This is a genomic window from Tetragenococcus halophilus subsp. halophilus DSM 20339 (assembly GCF_003841405.1).
Lineage (GTDB): Bacteria > Bacillota > Bacilli > Lactobacillales > Enterococcaceae > Tetragenococcus > Tetragenococcus halophilus.
In genome coordinates, this window is record NZ_PXYA01000002.1 from 467,690 (window position 1) to 484,841 (window position 17,152).

Here is a 17,152-nt window from a genome sequence, read left to right on the forward strand (position 1 = left end):
TGCTAATTTATAAGCACTTTATTTCTCTTCTTTTGTTTTTTATACTATAGTGAAGTTGTAACATAAAAACACAAAAGGAGTGTTAATTCATGAGCAACAAAATGTCTGTTTCAACAGTAATTAACGAAGGCGGACGCGAAGGTGTTAGCAGATCTTTAAATGGTGATTTTGAAGTAAAAACATCTGGAACAAATAAAAAAGGTTACACTAACCCAGAAGAACTATTTGCTGCAGGATTTTCTGCTTGCTTTAATGGAGCGATCCAATTCCCATTAGATCGTGACGGTTTAGGTGACCGTGATCGTTCAATTCGTGCAGAAGTAACTTTATACGGAGATTTGCCAGACGATCATACTACACTTCATTTAGAAGTAACAATTATCGGTAAAATCGATGGTGTTTCTAAAGAAGATACTGTGAAGTATTTGCAAGAAACAGATAGTATTTGCCCTTACTCAAAAGCAGTAAATGGTAATATTGATGTCAAATACGAAGCTGCCGAATAAAATGAAAATTAAATTGTAACTAAAGAAGCTAGAAACTTTTTCTAGCTTCTTTTTTGTTCAATCAGCATTACGATTTTCCTCTTTTCTTGTTTTATTTCATTATATTTAAAAACGCAAGAACCAACTTATGTTGAATTCTTGCGTTTTTTTATTGTTCTTTAATTTGCGACAATATTAACAATTTTATTAGGCACCACAATTACTTTACGAATCGTTTTATCTGCCAAATGTTCTTGAATGTTAGGGTTACTTTTAGCTAATTCTTCCAGTTCTTCTTTTGTCGCTTCAGCCGGAACTTGGACTTTAGCTCTAACTCTTCCGTTAATTTGCAAAACAACTTCCACCTGATCTTCAACTAAAGCAGATTCGTCATAAGTTGGCCAAGAAACGTAAGAGATGCCTCCTTTATTACCAAGAATTGCCCATAATTCCTCGCCCAAATGAGGAGCAACAGGTGCGAGTAATTGCACAAAACCTTCTATATAACCATAATAAAGTGAATCAGCTTTATTAGCTTCATTTACAAATACCATTAATTGGGAAATTGCGGTATTAAAGCGTAAGTCTGCAAAATCTTCGGTGACTTTTTTAACCGTTTGATTATAAACTTTTGTTAATGAACCATCATTTATAGTGGTAATACGATCGCGTATTTTTCCGTCTTCATCAACACACAAGCGCCATACACGATCCAAGAATTTACGACTACCTTCTAAGCCGTTTTCACTCCAAGCAACAGAAGCATCTAAAGGACCCATAAACATTTCGTAAAGACGTAATGTATCCGCGCCATATTGTTCAATAACGTCATCAGGGTTAATAACATTACCTCGTGATTTTGACATTTTTTCATTATTTGTACCTAAAATCATTCCTTGGTTATACAATTTTTGGAAAGGCTCTTTCGTTGGTACTACGCCGATGTCGTATAAAAACTTATGCCAAAAACGTGCGTAAAGCAGATGCAATACTGCATGTTCAGCACCACCAATGTAAACATCTACCGGCATCCATTTCTTCAAATGATCATAGTCTGCTAGAGCGCCTTTATTATGTGGGTCTACAAAACGTAGGAAATACCAAGAACTTCCTGCCCATTGTGGCATAGTATTTGTTTCCCTATGGCCTTTTTTCCCAGTTACTGGATCTGTCACATTAACCCAATCTGTTACATTAGCTAAAGGCGATTCGCCCGTGCCACTTGGTTTAATATCGGCAGCTTTTGGCAATTCTAATGGCAATTCGTCTTCTGACAAGGCAGAAGTAGTACCATCTTCCCAATGAATAATAGGAATTGGTTCACCCCAATAACGTTGACGAGAAAATAGCCAATCACGCAAACGGTAACTAACTTCTTTTTGACCTAAGCCTTCTTTTTCAAGCCAAGCCATCATCTTTTCAATAGCTTCTTCTTTATTTAAGCCATTTAAAAATCCAGAATTGATATGAGGACCATCTTCTGTAAAGGCTTCTTTTTCTATATCGCCACCTTCTAATACAGGAACGATATCTAGATTAAATTTCTTAGCGAATTCGTAATCTCGTTCATCGTGAGCAGGAACAGACATAATAGCTCCAGTTCCATAAGAAGATAAAACATAATCGGCAATCCAAATAGGAATTTCATTCCCATTTACTGGATTGATTGCGTAAGCACCAGTGAAAACACCCGTTTTTTCTTTAGCTAAATCCGTACGGCTTAATTCAGATTTTTTAGCAGCCTCTGCAATATATTGATCTACAGTTTCCTTTTGTTTAGCTGTCGTAATTTGTTTAACAAGATCCAACTCTGGGGCAAATACAGCATAGGTAGCACCAAACAGTGTATCAGGCCGTGTTGTAAATACAGTAAATGTTTCGTCTGTATCTTTTATTTTAAATTGTACGTTTGCCCCTACAGAACGTCCAATCCAATTTCTTTGCATTTCTTTGATACTTTCCGGCCAGTCCAAATCTTCTAGGTCATCTAATAAACGATCAGCATAAGCGGTAATTTTCAACATCCATTGTCGCATTGGTTTACGTACAACATCATAGTCGCCTCGTTCACTTTTTCCGTCAATGACTTCTTCATTGGCGATAACTGTACCAAGTTCTGGCACCCAATTCACAGGCACTTCAGCTTCATAAGCCAAGCCTTTTTCATACAACTTTGTAAAAATCCACTGCGTCCATTTATAATAATCAGGATCTGTTGTATTAATTTCTCGTGCCCAATCGTAACTAAAACCTAAAGAATTAATTTGTTTACGGAATACTTCAATATTTTTTTTAGTAAATTCTGCTGGGTCGTTTCCTGTATCTAGTGCATATTGTTCAGCAGGGAGTCCGAAAGCATCCCACCCCATTGGGTGCAACACATTATATCCTTGACTACGCTTCATACGCGCTAAAATATCTGTAGCAGTATAACCTTCTGGATGGCCTACATGTAAACCCTGCCCAGATGGATAAGGAAACATGTCCATAATATAAGCTTTGGGTTTTTGCTCATCTTCTGTTGTAACAAATGTATTATTTTTTTCCCAATAATTTTGCCATCTTTTTTCAATAGCTTTGTGATCGTAAGTTTTCACAAATCTCTCCTCCTTGTAAAAATAAAAAAATCCCATAGAAAGCTATAAGCTTTCTATAGGACGCAATAAGCGTGGTACCACCTATTTTTACTGAAAAAAATCAGCCTCAAACGTTTTAACGGCCGTCGCCCTATGTGCTTTTAAACTACACGAAAAGGCAAGTTCAAAAGTATTCTTGCACATTTACACCAACCATGTACTCTCTAAAAAGAAAAACTTTTTACTACTCCACAGTAGTTTTGTTTCATATGTTCATAGACTGTATACATAGTATCAAAAAAGTGGCATAAATTCAATTATAATCGTTAAATGGAAATAAAACACGTCAAATGACGTGTTTTATTTCCATTTACTTTTAAAGAATAGTTTAGTTTACTTTTAAATTTTGACCGATAAAAATCGTATCTGAATTTAAATTATTAATAGACTTCAAACGACTCACTGAAATATCATATTCTTGCGAAATCATCCATAAACTATCTCCACTCTTAACTTTATGTTGAGTATTTGATGATCCACTGTTGTTAGATGAATTAAATGTAGAAGAACCATTGCTCACAGTAAGTTTCTGGCCAGGATAAACAAAATCGTTTTGAACATTATTCCAGTCACGCAATTGATTCATTGTAATGCCATTTTGATCAGCGATTAGCCAAACAGAGTCTCCAGCTTTTACTGTATAGCTTCCACCTGAAGAATTATTAGAATTACTTGAACTGTTACTATTTGAATTATTAGAGTTACTACCCTTTGATACAGTTAATTTTTGTCCAGGGTAAACAAAATCGTTTTGAATATTATTCCAGTCACGCAATTGATTCATTGTAATGCCATTTTGATCAGCGATTAGCCAAACAGAGTCTCCAGCTTTTACTGTATAGCTTCCACCTGAAGAATTATTAGAATTACTTGAGCTATTACTATTTGAATTATTTGAACTACTACCATTTGATACGGTTAACTCTTGGCCAGGGTAAACAAAATCGTTTTGAATATTATTCCAGTCACGCAATTGATTCATTGTAATGCCATTTTGATCAGCGATTAGCCAAACAGAGTCTCCAGCTTTTACTGTATAGCTTCCACCTGAAGAATTATTAGAATTACTTGAGCTATTACTATTTGAATTATTTGAACTACTACCATTTGATACGGTTAACTCTTGGCCAGGATAAACAAAATCGTTTTGAATATTATTCCAGTCACGCAATTGATTCATTGTAATGCCATTTTGATCAGCGATCAACCAGACAGAATCCCCGGCTTTTACTGTATAAGTACTTGAACCATTATTTGATGAATTACTATTATTATCAGAATTTCCGGTACCATTTGAGTTATTTGAATCATCTGAACTGCCATCTTTTGATACAGTTAATTCTTGACCAGGATAAACAAAATCATTTTGGATATTATTCCAGTCACGCAATTGATTCATCGTAATCCCGTTTTGATCAGCGATCAACCAGACAGAGTCTCCGGCTTGCACTGTATAAGTACTCGAGTTACTATTCGATGAATTATCATCGTTAGCAGAGTTATTATCTTCACCAGTATTTTCGTCGGTGTTTTCGTTACCGCCCGTACCAGTATCAATCATTCCACCATCGTTTCCTGAATCAAAACGAGTTAAATCATAACTTTCAATGATGCCATTTAATACGGTATTGTAGTCCGGTGCAGTTGCATAAAGACCTGTTAAAGCAGCTGTAGCATCCTTGTATGAATTTGTATTACTTTTCCAAGCGCCGCTGTACAAACTTGTACTTAATAAAGCAGCGTTATCTTGAAACGATGCAGTATATGAAGGATATTTACGAAAGGCCGCGTCAACTGTAACATATCTACCATTAATATACTCTTGGGTAGGCATCGTTACAGACTGTCCGTTATAACTTCCTTTAATCCCAAATAAGTTATGATTAGGAGCTTGTGATAAAGCACTTGAACCCCAACCACTTTCTACGACAGCTTGTGCTATCATTACTGACGCGTACAAATTATTACTTTCGGCAACAGGCGCTGCATGTGCCGCAAACTCTTCAATAAATGCAGAAGGTTCCGGCGAAAGTTGTGCAGAAAAAGTAGACGCCTCTGCTGGTCCTTGATCTCCTGGATGTTGCCCAGCAATTTCTTGTAATTGTTCTGCCTCTTCTTCCGGAGTTTCTGGAAGATCTTCTTCTGCTTCAGCATCTTGTTCTTCATCTTCTGATGTTTGTTCTTCTTGTTGAAGATCCTCTTCTGGTTCTTCTCCTTCTTCTTGTGGCTGAACTTGATCTTGCGAATTTTCTCTTTCTGTTGAAAATTGCTGAGCTTGGTCATAGGCTACTTCATTATCAGCTGGTTCTTCTGCTTGTTCGACATCCCCAGCTTCTACACTGTTATCTTGCGTTACATTATTTTCAGCTTCAGCACTTGGTTCTTCAACCGTTTGATCATCTGTTTGACTTTGAAAGTCTTGTGCCCCATCTTCTGATTCATAAGATGCTACTACGCTACTATCTGCTTCCTCAGCAAAGACGTTATCTAGCGGTAATAAAGGTGTAACCATTGAAACAGCTGTAACAGTTGTTCCAACAACTGCCGCACCCTTTTTAAAATTCCCATATAAACTCATGCGCTCCTGAAATTTTCGGCGCTCTTTTCGTGTCAAAGACGATCTCATTTACTCTCCTCCAAACTTTTACATTTATAACAATTATACATGTAATATTTTTCATAGGCAAAACAAAAAACGAATGTAATATTTTTTTAATCTAGTTGTAATATAAAAAATTTTCTAAGTTACTCCATTTAATTTTAGACTGTTTTTATAGTTATGCTATACTGTTTTTGTTAAAAAAATAAGGAGCTTTTAGTTTATATGCACAAAAAATTATATATGCAGTTTGCCGCTAGCTGTACTTTCCTCATTTTTGCTTTTTTGAGTTATGTCGTAAAGTTTTATCCTGAATGGTTAGAACCCTTTGATGACACAATTACTACTGCTGTTCGTAGTCTTTCTCCAAATTGGGATGGTTTTTTCTTATGGATTACCCAATTTGGTAATTCAGTTAGCATTGCCCTACTTTTTTTAGCGGTTTTTTTGGTTCTCATTCGTGGAAAAAAATATATCGATGCTCTTTGGTTAGCTAGTAACGTTGTTATCATCGCAATCATCGTCAATCCTTTATTAAAACTATTTTTCAGCCGCGAACGACCTTTATTAGAACATTTAGTCGTTGAAACTAGCTTTAGTTTTCCTAGTGGCCACGCAACTGCAAGCATGGTGTTTTATGGCTCCTTGCTTCTTTTGGTCCCATTATTTATTCAATCAAAAGTTTGGCGCCTTAGCTTACAAGGGCTACTGGCTATTTTTATTTTGCTCATCGGTATTAGCAGAATATATCTAGGTGTTCATTTTCCATCAGACATCTTAGGTGGCTATTGTGAAAGTTTGACCTGGCTATTATTTACTTATCCCATGTATCGCAAACAACGACTCATTCGTGTTTTGCAAAAGAAACAACTATAGCATGGATAGAATTGAAAAGAGAGATAATTATGTTACAAAATGCACTACAATTTAGCCATACTTTATTAAAAGAAATTCTCACAGATTACGATCATGTTGTAGATGCTACTATGGGAAACGGGAATGACACCTTGTTTTTGGCTCAAACTGTTCAGCCTAACGGTAAAGTTTATGCATTTGATGTTCAAAAACAAGCTTTATTAAAAACACAACAACGATTAGTAGATAACAAACTTATGGAACATACAGAATTAATTCAGGATGGACATGAACACATAGAAAATTATCTTACTGAAGATGAAGCTATAAAGGCAGCTATATTCAATCTTGGTTATTTGCCAAAAAGTGACAAAACGCTCACTACCCTGCCTGCTACTACTAGAAAAGCTTTAGATATCTTACTGAAACATTTATCTGATAAAGGACGAATTGTAATAGTTTCTTATTATGGACACGCTGGTGGAAAAGAAGAGCTAACTATGGTTGATCATTACTGTCAGAACTTACCTCAAGATCAATATAACGTTTTGCGTTACCAATTTATTAACCAAAAAAATGACCCCCCTATATTATTTTGCATTGAAAAAAAATAAACACCCACAGATAGTTAAGAATATCAATGACTTAACTATCTGTGGGTGTTTTTAAGCGTTTCTTAAAAATTGTATTGTTTTAAAAGTGAAAGTAGCTCATTGGGATTTGTTTGCTTATATAAATTTTGCAGCAATTCCGTATTTTGGATTAATTGCATTAAATTTTGTAACATCGCTAATTGTTCATGCGACTGGTTTAATCCTAAAATAAAAATAAAATCTGCTTGTACATCTTGTTTGGCGTCATCCATCCGCTGAAATAAAACAGAGTGATCAGGAATAATTAATGCAATGAATTCCTCTTTTACCCACTCAGGATCCGTATGTGGAATAGCGACACCAAATGCTCCTTGTTCAATTCCAGTAGGAAAAGTTTCTTCTCTTTCCAAAATTTTATCTGCAAAATCTTCTGTGACCCAATTTTTTTCTAAAACTAACTGATGCACCGCGTCAAAAATTTCTTTCTTATCCTGATACTGTACTCCTAACAAAATAGGGGAATACTCTAAATAATCCGTGACCCTTTTCTCCATTTGACTTACCCCCAGTAATTAATTCTATATAAGCGTAACAACCGCCACACCTGACTTTTATCATTGCATGCTAACAAATCAGATAAAACCGTATCACGGCCTGCTAAATCCATGATTTCTAATAAAGCATCAACGTGTTTTTCTTTATTGTTTGAAGCTAAAAGCACAATAAAATGAATAGTTTCACCGGTTTTGGCAACAATTCCTTTTTTAAAAATTCCAAAGGACATAGCGACACCACGTGCCCCTTTTTCTGGTTCTGTATGTGGTAAAGCTAGTTGATTGCGAAAAACAATATAGGGTGGAATTTCTGACAGTTCTTGTTTTAAAGCAGTTAAATAACGTGGTTCAATCATTTTTTCTTCGATTAAAGGCTGACTGAGTCGTTCTAAAGCCTCATGCCACGATACTTCGTTTTCTTCTATAATTAAGCCATTTTTCGGCATCAGTTGATCAAAATGATTTGCCTCATTGTCAATTACAGCATTTTCTGAAGTATTGTCTTTTAAAAGTTTCAATATTTCAAAAAACAGTTTTTCTTTATCGTCTACCTCTGCTTGCTGAAGCACATTAGCAACAATTTTTTCAGCCAGTGATGTCTCATCTAAGCCGATCACTGTCTCATTCATTACTCTTTGCCGTAGCTGCATTTTTCCTTTATCCGTCAAAAAATCCTTTACCAAAAAATACCTTCTGTCTATATCTAAAGGAACTGAAGAAAAAATCAGATCTACCTCAACATCTTGAGCGTAAAACTCTCGTAATGACATCGTAGAAACAAAATCTACCTCAGGAAAAACTCCCTTCAATGTTTGTTCCATAAGTAAGGAAACTGAAATACCATTTGTACAAACGATCACCGCAGTGGGATCTTTTTTGCGTAATAAAGAACTATTATTTTCTAATAAATGACTGCCAAAAAATAAGGCTAAGTAAAAAATTTCTGTATCTGAAATGCTTTTTTTTAAAAAATCTTCAAGCGGTCTGATTGATTTTTTTACCAAGTAAAAAATAGAAGAAACTTCTCGACTTTGTTGTCTTGTGATATCAACTTCTGATAAGTGCATACTATATTTGATACGATAATAAGCAGGACGCATATGAAGCATAATCTGTTTAAGCAACTCATTTTTATCGTCGATGCTTACCTGAGCAACTTTTTCAAAACGATCAATCATATTTAAAACGGCTAATTGCATCGTTTCAAACTGCCCTTTGGATAAAACATCTACTTGAGTTAGCATCGTCGATAAAAAAAGTAAGGTAAAATAGATAATTTCATTAATCTCTTTCTTATATTTTGGGAAAAATACTTCTTTAACCACCTTATATTCTTTGGTTTCTTGTAGTTCAACATAGTCTAATTCAAAATCATAATTAATCTTTTTTCCTCTTATAATGCGTCGATCTAACAGCAGAGTCAACACTGGCAAAGTATTTACCTTATCGTCAGAATAGCGTAAGTTCAAGCGTTTTTCTAGTACGCTGACTTTCTTTTTATATTCTGCTAATTGTGACTGCGTGATATCACCATATTGTTTCAAAAGTGCTTCATTATTGATAGATTGATTAATCGTATTCACTGTGTCAGTTAATAACTGACGACGATTCCATTCTTCCCCTTTGATACGATAACCTTTTGAACGCAGATATTCTAAGCATAATTGATAGTTGGCTAAATGTGGCTCCACTTCTTTAAGGTCTCTAGCAACTGTATTTTTACTAACATTCAATTCGACAATAAAATGGTTCATCGATAAGGGTTCAGTTTTTGATAAAAGCATTAAGATCAATAATTGAACGCGTTCTTCTGGTAATAAATACGTATCCTTGGTGATTTGCGAATTGTTTTGAACAAATTCTTCTGCTGTTTCTTTTGTTATAATAAAATGACCATTAGTCGTTCGGGTAACTGGATCTAGATTTAATTCATCTAAATATTCATTAACTTTTTGTAGCGAATAACTTAATTGCGAACGAGTTAGATCATGTCTTTTTTTCAAAGAAGTGCTAGTTTCGTCAGGGTTGTTTAAAATCTCGATAAATAGTTGATTGGTTCTTGCATCTAATTCCATTTGAATTCCCCTTCGAAATATATTCTCTATTTTATAAATAAATTAGAGTCAGAAGTTTTCTGACTCATTTTTTAGCTAAAACTTGTTCCTGATTGAATCATTACTTTAACCTCATCTCCTGACATCACACTTTCAAAAGCTGTTCGCCATTCTTCTAAAGGAAACTTTTTTGTTACCATGGTAGAAACGTCAATGGCACCTTTAGCTAATAAATGTAAGGCAATTGGCCAGTCATATGGATTTTGTGATCGGCTTCCAATATAATGAATCTCTCTTTGAATAATCGTTTCTACATCTAACTTTTCAAACTTATCTTTAAATAAACCGACTTGAACAAAGTCTCCGCCTTTTTTCATTAAAGGCAAAGCTTGATTAACGGCTACAGCTGAGCCTGAAGCGTCATAAACTTTAGTTACACCAACATTATCTGTCAGCTGGTTGACGACTTTTGTTAAATCTTGCGTTTGGGTATCAACGATCGCGTCTGCGCCAAATTTTTGTGCTAATTCTAAGCGCTCGCTATCTTTTGAGATCCCAGTAACAATGACTGTTGCGCCAATCTCTTTCGCAATTTGAACTAAGAACAGACCAATAGGCCCCGGTCCCATAACTAGGATTGTATCATGAAGATCTAAGGGGCTTCTTTGATACATAGCATGGACGCAACATGACAAAGGTTCTGACATAGCTGCTCCTTCGTAACTTAAATTTTCTGGTAATTTATGCGCATATTTTTCTTTGGCGATAACATATTTTGCCAAAGATCCATTTTGCTGAGTACCAATGCCTTTACGATAAGGACAAAGATTATATTGTTCTTTTTTGCAGTAAGTACATTGTCCGCAAACATAAAAAGTTGTTTGACTCGTTACACGATCCATAGGTTTAAATTTCATAACGTTTTCTCCTACTTGAGCGACACGTCCTGAAAATTCATGTCCTAAAGCAACTGGGGTTACTGGATTTTTATACTCACCCTTAAATGTATGGATATCTGAACCGCAAATTCCTGTATAAGCAACTTCAATCAAGATTTCATCTTCTTTAGGAACTGGAATTTCTAGTGCCTCAAGAGACATTTTGTCATATCCGGCCTCTTTTTTTGTTACAGCTTTCATTGTTTTTTTATTTTGTTGCGTGTTTTCTGCTGCTTGCATATTTTTCCGACCTTTCAATTAAAATACACTATTGAATAATTCTGAGCCTTTTAAGATAATCCAGTTTAGAATATTACCGCCAGTATCTAAGTTACTGATTTGAGCAGCTCCTTCTGGAAACTCTACGATACCTTCACCCATTTGCGTGATAACTGGGGCAAAATTGGTAGCCATATATAAACCAAATACCACGGCAACAGTACAAGCTAAGACTGAATGCACAATATTTCCGTTACGTCCAGGTACAATTAACGCCGCAAAAAATGGAATCGTTGCCAAATCTCCAAATGGTAAAACATGATTACCTGGTAAAATTACTGCTATAAATAAAGTAATCGGTACCATTAAAAGACCCGTCGATAAAGCTGCAGGCGAACCAGTTGCTAATGCGGCATCCATCCCAAGGAAAATTTCGCGATCTTTGTAACGGCTTTTTAACATTTTTTGTGCGCCTTCTTGAATAGGAATAAGTCCTTCCATCAAAATCTTTACCATACGCGGCATCAATAACATAATACCGCCCATTGTCATAGCTGTTTGTAGGATACCAGAAATATCATAGCCTCCAAGAATAGCTAAAAATGCCCCGATAATAACGCCCATAATCATTGGTTCCCCAAAAATGCCAAATCGCCTTTGAATAGTTTCAGGTTTTACATTAATTTTATTTAGACCTGGTATTTTAGAAATGAGCCAAGCAGCTGGGATTCCAAATACAGCATAGCCGGCTGCCGAACCAGTAGCAAAACTAATACCTTCTAAACCATAGTATTCTTGTACTTTTGGTGCTGTCTTATCAGCAATAATCAAGCAAAAGATAGTATACAAAATACCGCCTAAAATCCCCATCATAATACTTCCTGTAACAATATAGGCAGTTGCTGCCGCTGCAGACATATGCCAATAATTCCAAATATCTATATTTAAAGTTTTCGTCCATTTCAAACCAAGCATAGCTAAATTAACCACTAAGATAATAGGGATCATCAATCCTGCAATAGGTTGCGCCCACGTGATGGATGAAATTGCCGGCCAACCAGCGTCAATAATTGTTAAATTTAACCCAAAGCGTTCCACCATAGCTTGGGCAACAGGACCAACGGTATTGGTTAGTAAATCTATCACTAAATTAATCCCGATCATACCAATTCCTACTGTAATACCAGAAGTTATTGCTTTAGTAACTTTCACCCGAAATATCAACCCTACAATGAAGATAATAATAGGCAACATAACACTCGGTCCCATATCTAAAACCGCTTGTACAGCGTTCATTAAAGCTCCCATGATATTGTGCTCCTTTCAAGAAATGTCAGCTAATTTGTTTAGCTGTATCTATAATTTCCTTTTCAGTCTCTTCTGTACCCACGCCAGTTAAAAACGACATTGCTTTAATGGCAGGAATATCATATTCTTGTGGTAATACTGTGGTAGAAATCAGCATGTCGGCGCCGTCTTGTTTTCCAGCTGCCTGTGAGATCTTTATTTGATCTACATCGGCTTTTATCCCATTTTCTTTGAGCAATTCTTCTACCTTTTGTGTCACAACTGTTGATGTAGCTATCCCAGCCCCACAAGCGACTAAAACTCTAATCTTTCTCATCCTATTTCCCTCCAAATTTTTTCATTTAAAAAATAACGAACAAAGAATAATCTTTATGTGCACACGTCATTTCCTTGACAATTTTCATTATATTTTAAAAGCGCTTACTTAACAATGAAATTAGCAACCAACTTTTATGGAGAAAATTATGCAGCGTGAGATCATTGATTCTTTTAATGTGAAAAAAATAACATTAAAAAGTTTACTTAATTTCATTTTGGAATTAAAAAATAGGCTGAAACATAAGTTTCAACCTAGATAATTTTATATTATTTTATTCATTTATGATATTACTGGAATAGCTCCTGACTTTTTGTAAACAAAGCTTCATCAAAGAAGACCAGATAGACAATAAGTTCATTTTTTGCAAGAAACTGTCGAATGGTCTTCACAGCAGTTTTTACCGCTGCATCAGCTGGAAAGCCATAGACCCCTGTAGAAATTAAAGGAAAGGCTACACTGTCACAATCTTTTTCAACTGCTTTTTTTAAACTATTATGATAACTTGCAGCCAATAATTCAGAAGCATCCTTACCTTCTTTTTGATAAATAGGACCTGCCGTATGAATAATATAAGAAGCAGGAAGGTTACCTCCAGATGTTACAACTGCTTCTCCAGTTTCTATTGGGGCTAATTGGTCACATTCAGTTTGTAACTTTTGCCAGCCAGCTGCTTCAAAAATAGCGCCACACACGCCGCTACCTCCTTGTAATTGTTTATTAGCAGCATTTACAATGGCATCTACATTCATTTTAGTAATATCTTGATAAACAAATTTTAATGTCATTTTTATACCCACCTTGTAAAAAAAGCAAGGATTCGAAAAAGAACCCTTGCTTTATCACTTTATTATTTTAATGCATTAACGATTTCTTTGTTAAATGCATCTAAATCATCTGGTGTTCGACTAGTAATCAAGTTGTCATCGACAACCACTTCTTCATCTTTTACATTTGCCCCAGCGTTTGCTAAATCAGGGCGAACAGATGTAAAGCCAGTCATTGTTCTACCTTTAGCCACACCAGCTTGAATAAAGATTTGTGGTCCATGACAAATGGCAAATACAGGCTTGCCAGATTCAACAAATTTTTTAGTAAAGTCAACATAACGATCATCTGTACGTAATTGGTCAGGAGAAAATCCTCCTGGAATTAGTAATGCATCAAAGGAAGAAACATCTCCATCTTCAATGGATTGATCAACTGAAATTGTGGAACCTTGTTTGCCATCTACGTGATCTTTTCCGTTATCACTAATAACCACAACTTCATTCCCAGCGTTTTCTAATGCTTCTTTAGTTGAAGTTATCTCGATATCTTCAACAAAATCTGTCATAATTGCTGCAATTTTACTCATAATTTTCTTCCTCCTTATTCAGTATAGGTCTCTTTCAACCTCTATTTCTATTATAACGAATGATAATTTTTGTCTCAAATATTTTGATGTATGATAAACTTTTATTCAGAAAATAAAAAATATGATAAAATAAACGAGATAAATTATAAATCAATTCATTGTAATAAAGGAGACTTATTTTGAAAATTAAACAAAAATTGTTTGCCACAATCTACTTGTTTTTCCTTTGTATGTTTACCTTCAGTGTGACAGCTTCGGCCCAAGAGATAGACACAAACTCAGTAAATAATCAATCAGATCTGATTTTAACCAATCTTACTTCGTCTGAAACAAGCCAAAAAGCAACAGAGGCACAATTGTTAGATAACCCAGTTGTTACTTTTTTACTAGAACATTTAAAAATCAATAAACCTACTGTCTTTGCCATTGGTATTACCACGATTGGCATCATTTTTCTTTTTATGTCGCTGTTTTTACCTAGTTTGGCTAAGCAGGAAAAAATGAGGCAAAGATCAAACCAGCCAACTTCTGCCAATAGACACGGAAATCGACGAAAAAAAGTCTCTAAAAAAGGGATTATCGCTGTTTTAGGTCTTATATTTGTACTTATAGGTGTCGTAGTGCAGACAATCAATCAGATGAATTAAAAACTATTAAACTTTAACAGACTTTTGACTCGCTTGTTTTATCTAAGTAAAACGACTTCGGCCTAATCTTTATCCTGTTTTTCTATATCAATCACTCGATCTACAAAAGGCTCATAAAATTCTTGCTCGTGAGAAACAACCAAGACAGTACCTGGGTAATTACCTAGGGCTTCCTGTAGGCTCTCCTTAGTTTTTTGGTCAATGTGGTTGGTTGGCTCATCTAATACTAAAAAGTTGCTAGTCTGCAAAGTTAGTTGTGCTAATTTCACCTTTGATTGTTCGCCACCACTCAGTAACTTAAGTGACTCTTGCACCAGTTGATCGCTAAGACCACAGCGTGAAAGCTGTCTTCTCAGTTCTTTGTTGGAAGCATTAGGGAAAATATTCCCTAGGTATTGCAAGGGTGTTTGCAGAGGTGACTCCCAGACTAGCTCTTGTTCAAAATAACTCACTTTCGTGTTGGCCGGGTAATGGAATTCACCAGCTAAAGCAGGTATTTCACCCAGTAATGTTTTTAATAAGGTCGATTTACCAATCCCATTAAATCCCTTTAAAGCAACTTTTTCTCCATAGCGAACCGTTAAATCAATAGAATTTAATAAGGGTCTTTCATAACCGATAGTTAACCCTTGTGTTGTTACCGCAAAAGTCGCAACAATTTCTTTATAGGGAAAACTAAAATGGGGTTTTATTTGATTTGTGGGTGGCGTTAGGCGTTCTACTTTAGCTAATTGCTTTTCACGACTTTTAGCCATTTTAGAGCGAGATCCAGCCTTGTTTTTACGTATATAGTTTTCTGTTTTTTCAATCTGCTTTTTTTGAGCTTCATAACGTTTCATGTAATTTTCGTGGTCAGCTTCTTTTTGTTTTAACGCTTTAGCTAAATTTCCTGTATATTTCGTTAGCGTTCCAAACTCGATATCAGCAATATGAGTGGTAATTTCATTTACAAATTCTTGGTCATGCGAAACCACTAAAAAAGTCCCTGGAAAATTTTGTAGAAATGCAGTGAGCCACTGGACATGTTTATCATCTAAATGATTTGTTGGCTCATCTAATACCAATATATCCGGTTTTTCTAACAATAATTTAGCTAAAATAACTTTTGAACGCTGACCGCCACTTAAATTTCTCAATAAAGTATCTAAACCCAAGACATCAAGTCCAAGACCAGCAGCCATTTCTTGGATCAAAACATCCATCTGGTAAAATTCGCTTTGGTCTAATTTCGTTTGTAATTTTCCCGCTTTTTCTAATAAAAGATCATCAAACGTTTGGCTATAGTTTTCATAAAGCTCACTGATTACTTCTTCAATTGCTAGTTCCTTTGCAAAAGCTTGTTTTAAAAACTCATAAATCGTTAACTGTTCGTCAACTCTCACATATTGATCTAAGTATCCAACACTTTGGTTTTTTGGTAATTCAATAAAACCTTCATCAGGCAAAACTTCACCAGTAATAATCTTAACCAATGTAGATTTACCCGCGCCATTTTGACCGATTAAACCAATATGTTCTCCAGTATTTATTTGCAAGTTTAGTTTTTCATATAATACTTTATCCCCAAATTGTTGCGAGATATTAACTAATTTCAACAATGTTTATCCTATCCTATCTATGTACAAAATCTAAAACCCGTAAAAAAACTGTGAACAAAATTGTCCACAGTTTTACTGTAAAATTATTCAACTAAAAAAGTTTAACACGCTTAAAAAAATATGTCTAGTTTAATCATCCCAAACATCGCTAAGTGATAAGTCAGCTTCTACTTTTGTCCCATCAAATTCCTCATCAATATATTCTTGTATCTCAGGATCATGGTATAATTTCCCTAACTTTTTCAACTGTTCTTCGTCTTGTCGATCTTCTTTCACAGCAATAACATTTAGGTTGATACGATTAGATTCATCTGCTTTTTCACGATAAATTGCATCATTTAAAACATTCAACCCGCCTTCAAGAGCAATTGTATTTCCAATTAAAGCCATATCCACATCCTGTAAAATACGTGGCCCTGTCCAATCATCAATCAGCTCAAATTCTAAATTTTTAGGATTTGCGCTGATATCATCGGTTGTACCAACACCATCATCAAAATCTGCATCTAATTCAATTAAATCTGCTTTTTCTAATACGCGCAATTGTCTAGCACCATCAGCTGGATTATCAGCTATAGCAACAACAGCATGATCTTCTACTTCATCAAGGTTATCATATTTATCCGAATAAATACCTACTGGTTCTACATATGTCGTAGCTACTGGAACCAACTTTTCTGCACTATCTTCATTAAAACTTTCTAAATAGCCAATTGTTTGAAAAGCATTGGCATCAATATCTTCATCTGCCGTCGCGGTATTTTTGGCTACACCATCTTCAATATCTTCTACCTCAATTTCAAGATCAGCTTTTTCTGCAGCCTCTGAATTTGCAATAAATCGCCAAATATCTGCATCCGCACCAACTGATCCGACTCGGATAACCGAGTCATCTTGTTCTACATTACTTTCTTTATTGCCACAAGCAGTTATTACAACAGACATTGATACAATAATAAACCCTATCCACATTTTCTTCATAAAAAACTCCTC

Annotated in this window: 15 protein-coding genes; 4 read left to right on the forward strand and 11 right to left on the reverse strand. The window is 35.3% G+C overall.

Annotated features, from left to right (window positions below; genetic code table 11):
• Nucleotides 1-89 precede the first annotated feature (89 nt).
• Complete coding sequence (locus C7K42_RS07925; RefSeq protein WP_061839971.1) at nt 90-506, forward strand: Ohr family peroxiredoxin; 417 nt, start codon at nt 90-92, stop codon at nt 504-506.
• Between the two features lie 158 nt (nt 507-664).
• Here the strand turns inward: C7K42_RS07925 and leuS are convergent, their stop codons facing one another.
• Nucleotides 665-3,082, reverse strand: a complete 2,418-nt coding sequence (gene leuS, locus C7K42_RS07930; RefSeq protein WP_014123504.1) for a leucine--tRNA ligase — start codon at nt 3,080-3,082, stop codon at nt 665-667.
• 367 nt (nt 3,083-3,449) lie between these two features.
• The gene (locus C7K42_RS07935; protein WP_014123503.1) at nt 3,450-5,747 is read right to left on the reverse strand and encodes a LysM peptidoglycan-binding domain-containing protein; all 2,298 of its coding nucleotides are present in this window, start codon (nt 5,745-5,747) and stop codon (nt 3,450-3,452) included.
• A 198-nt stretch (nt 5,748-5,945) separates the two neighbouring features.
• On the opposite strand from C7K42_RS07935, the gene C7K42_RS07940 reads away from it, so the two are divergent.
• Both C7K42_RS07940 and mnmM read left to right on the forward strand, forming a co-directional pair.
• Nucleotides 5,946-6,596: a phosphatase PAP2 family protein gene (locus C7K42_RS07940; RefSeq protein ID WP_014123502.1), complete on the forward strand. Its 651-nt coding sequence runs from the start codon at nt 5,946-5,948 to the stop codon at nt 6,594-6,596.
• Nucleotides 6,597-6,625: 29 nt separating this feature from the next.
• Nucleotides 6,626-7,189 carry a tRNA 5-(aminomethyl)-2-thiouridylate-methyltransferase MnmM gene (gene mnmM, locus C7K42_RS07945; protein ID WP_014123501.1) on the forward strand — a complete coding sequence of 188 codons (564 nt, stop codon included), beginning with the start codon at nt 6,626-6,628 and terminating at the stop codon, nt 7,187-7,189.
• 62 nt (nt 7,190-7,251) lie between these two features.
• Here the strand turns inward: mnmM and C7K42_RS07950 are convergent, their stop codons facing one another.
• From C7K42_RS07950 to C7K42_RS07980, 7 genes are all read right to left on the reverse strand, one after another.
• The gene (locus C7K42_RS07950; protein ID WP_014123500.1) at nt 7,252-7,722 is read right to left on the reverse strand and encodes a PTS sugar transporter subunit IIA; all 471 of its coding nucleotides are present in this window, start codon (nt 7,720-7,722) and stop codon (nt 7,252-7,254) included.
• A gap of 5 nt (nt 7,723-7,727) precedes the next feature.
• Nucleotides 7,728-9,797: a BglG family transcription antiterminator gene (locus C7K42_RS07955; RefSeq protein WP_103099867.1), complete on the reverse strand. Its 2,070-nt coding sequence runs from the start codon at nt 9,795-9,797 to the stop codon at nt 7,728-7,730.
• A 71-nt stretch (nt 9,798-9,868) separates the two neighbouring features.
• Entirely contained in the window at nt 9,869-10,954 is a 1,086-nt protein-coding gene (locus tag C7K42_RS07960; RefSeq protein ID WP_174706059.1) for a zinc-binding dehydrogenase, read from the reverse strand.
• An 18-nt stretch (nt 10,955-10,972) separates the two neighbouring features.
• Complete coding sequence (locus tag C7K42_RS07965) at nt 10,973-12,241, reverse strand: PTS galactitol transporter subunit IIC (protein ID WP_014123496.1); 1,269 nt, start codon at nt 12,239-12,241, stop codon at nt 10,973-10,975.
• Between the two features lie 25 nt (nt 12,242-12,266).
• On the reverse strand, nt 12,267-12,557 hold the full coding sequence (locus C7K42_RS07970) for a PTS sugar transporter subunit IIB (protein WP_014123495.1): 291 nt from the start codon (nt 12,555-12,557) through the stop codon (nt 12,267-12,269).
• Between the two features lie 290 nt (nt 12,558-12,847).
• Nucleotides 12,848-13,345: a macro domain-containing protein gene (locus tag C7K42_RS07975; protein ID WP_014123494.1), complete on the reverse strand. Its 498-nt coding sequence runs from the start codon at nt 13,343-13,345 to the stop codon at nt 12,848-12,850.
• Between the two features lie 62 nt (nt 13,346-13,407).
• Nucleotides 13,408-13,914, reverse strand: a complete 507-nt coding sequence (locus C7K42_RS07980) for a type 1 glutamine amidotransferase domain-containing protein (protein ID WP_014123493.1) — start codon at nt 13,912-13,914, stop codon at nt 13,408-13,410.
• A 179-nt stretch (nt 13,915-14,093) separates the two neighbouring features.
• Here C7K42_RS07980 and C7K42_RS07985 point away from each other — a divergent pair, with 179 nt between their 5' ends.
• Nucleotides 14,094-14,561, forward strand: coding sequence for a hypothetical protein (locus C7K42_RS07985; protein WP_014123492.1), 468 nt, complete (start codon nt 14,094-14,096; stop codon nt 14,559-14,561).
• Between the two features lie 62 nt (nt 14,562-14,623).
• Here C7K42_RS07985 and C7K42_RS07990 read toward each other — a convergent pair whose 3' ends face one another.
• Together C7K42_RS07990 and C7K42_RS07995 are read right to left on the reverse strand one after the other, a co-directional pair.
• Nucleotides 14,624-16,159: an ABC-F family ATP-binding cassette domain-containing protein gene (locus C7K42_RS07990; protein ID WP_103099868.1), complete on the reverse strand. Its 1,536-nt coding sequence runs from the start codon at nt 16,157-16,159 to the stop codon at nt 14,624-14,626.
• A gap of 129 nt (nt 16,160-16,288) precedes the next feature.
• Nucleotides 16,289-17,140 (reverse strand): MetQ/NlpA family ABC transporter substrate-binding protein, encoded by an 852-nt coding sequence (locus C7K42_RS07995; RefSeq protein ID WP_014123490.1) that lies wholly within the window; start codon nt 17,138-17,140, stop codon nt 16,289-16,291.
• Nucleotides 17,141-17,152 lie beyond the last annotated feature (12 nt).

What these genes read in the sequence shown, in the direction of transcription:
- C7K42_RS07925 (WP_061839971.1), top strand. Translation starts at nt 90, where the DNA reads ATGAGCAACAAAATGTCTGTTTCAACAGTAATTAACGAAGGCGGACGC.
- C7K42_RS07935 (WP_014123503.1), bottom strand. Translation starts at nt 5,747, where the DNA reads ATGAGATCGTCTTTGACACGAAAAGAGCGCCGAAAATTTCAGGAGCGC.
- C7K42_RS07940 (WP_014123502.1), top strand. Translation starts at nt 5,946, where the DNA reads ATGCACAAAAAATTATATATGCAGTTTGCCGCTAGCTGTACTTTCCTC.
- mnmM (WP_014123501.1), top strand. Translation starts at nt 6,626, where the DNA reads ATGTTACAAAATGCACTACAATTTAGCCATACTTTATTAAAAGAAATT.
- C7K42_RS07950 (WP_014123500.1), bottom strand. Translation starts at nt 7,722, where the DNA reads ATGGAGAAAAGGGTCACGGATTATTTAGAGTATTCCCCTATTTTGTTA.
- C7K42_RS07955 (WP_103099867.1), bottom strand. Translation starts at nt 9,797, where the DNA reads ATGGAATTAGATGCAAGAACCAATCAACTATTTATCGAGATTTTAAAC.
- C7K42_RS07960 (WP_174706059.1), bottom strand. Translation starts at nt 10,954, where the DNA reads ATGCAAGCAGCAGAAAACACGCAACAAAATAAAAAAACAATGAAAGCT.
- C7K42_RS07965 (WP_014123496.1), bottom strand. Translation starts at nt 12,241, where the DNA reads ATGGGAGCTTTAATGAACGCTGTACAAGCGGTTTTAGATATGGGACCG.
- C7K42_RS07970 (WP_014123495.1), bottom strand. Translation starts at nt 12,557, where the DNA reads ATGAGAAAGATTAGAGTTTTAGTCGCTTGTGGGGCTGGGATAGCTACA.
- C7K42_RS07975 (WP_014123494.1), bottom strand. Translation starts at nt 13,345, where the DNA reads ATGACATTAAAATTTGTTTATCAAGATATTACTAAAATGAATGTAGAT.
- C7K42_RS07980 (WP_014123493.1), bottom strand. Translation starts at nt 13,914, where the DNA reads ATGAGTAAAATTGCAGCAATTATGACAGATTTTGTTGAAGATATCGAG.
- C7K42_RS07995 (WP_014123490.1), bottom strand. Translation starts at nt 17,140, where the DNA reads ATGAAGAAAATGTGGATAGGGTTTATTATTGTATCAATGTCTGTTGTA.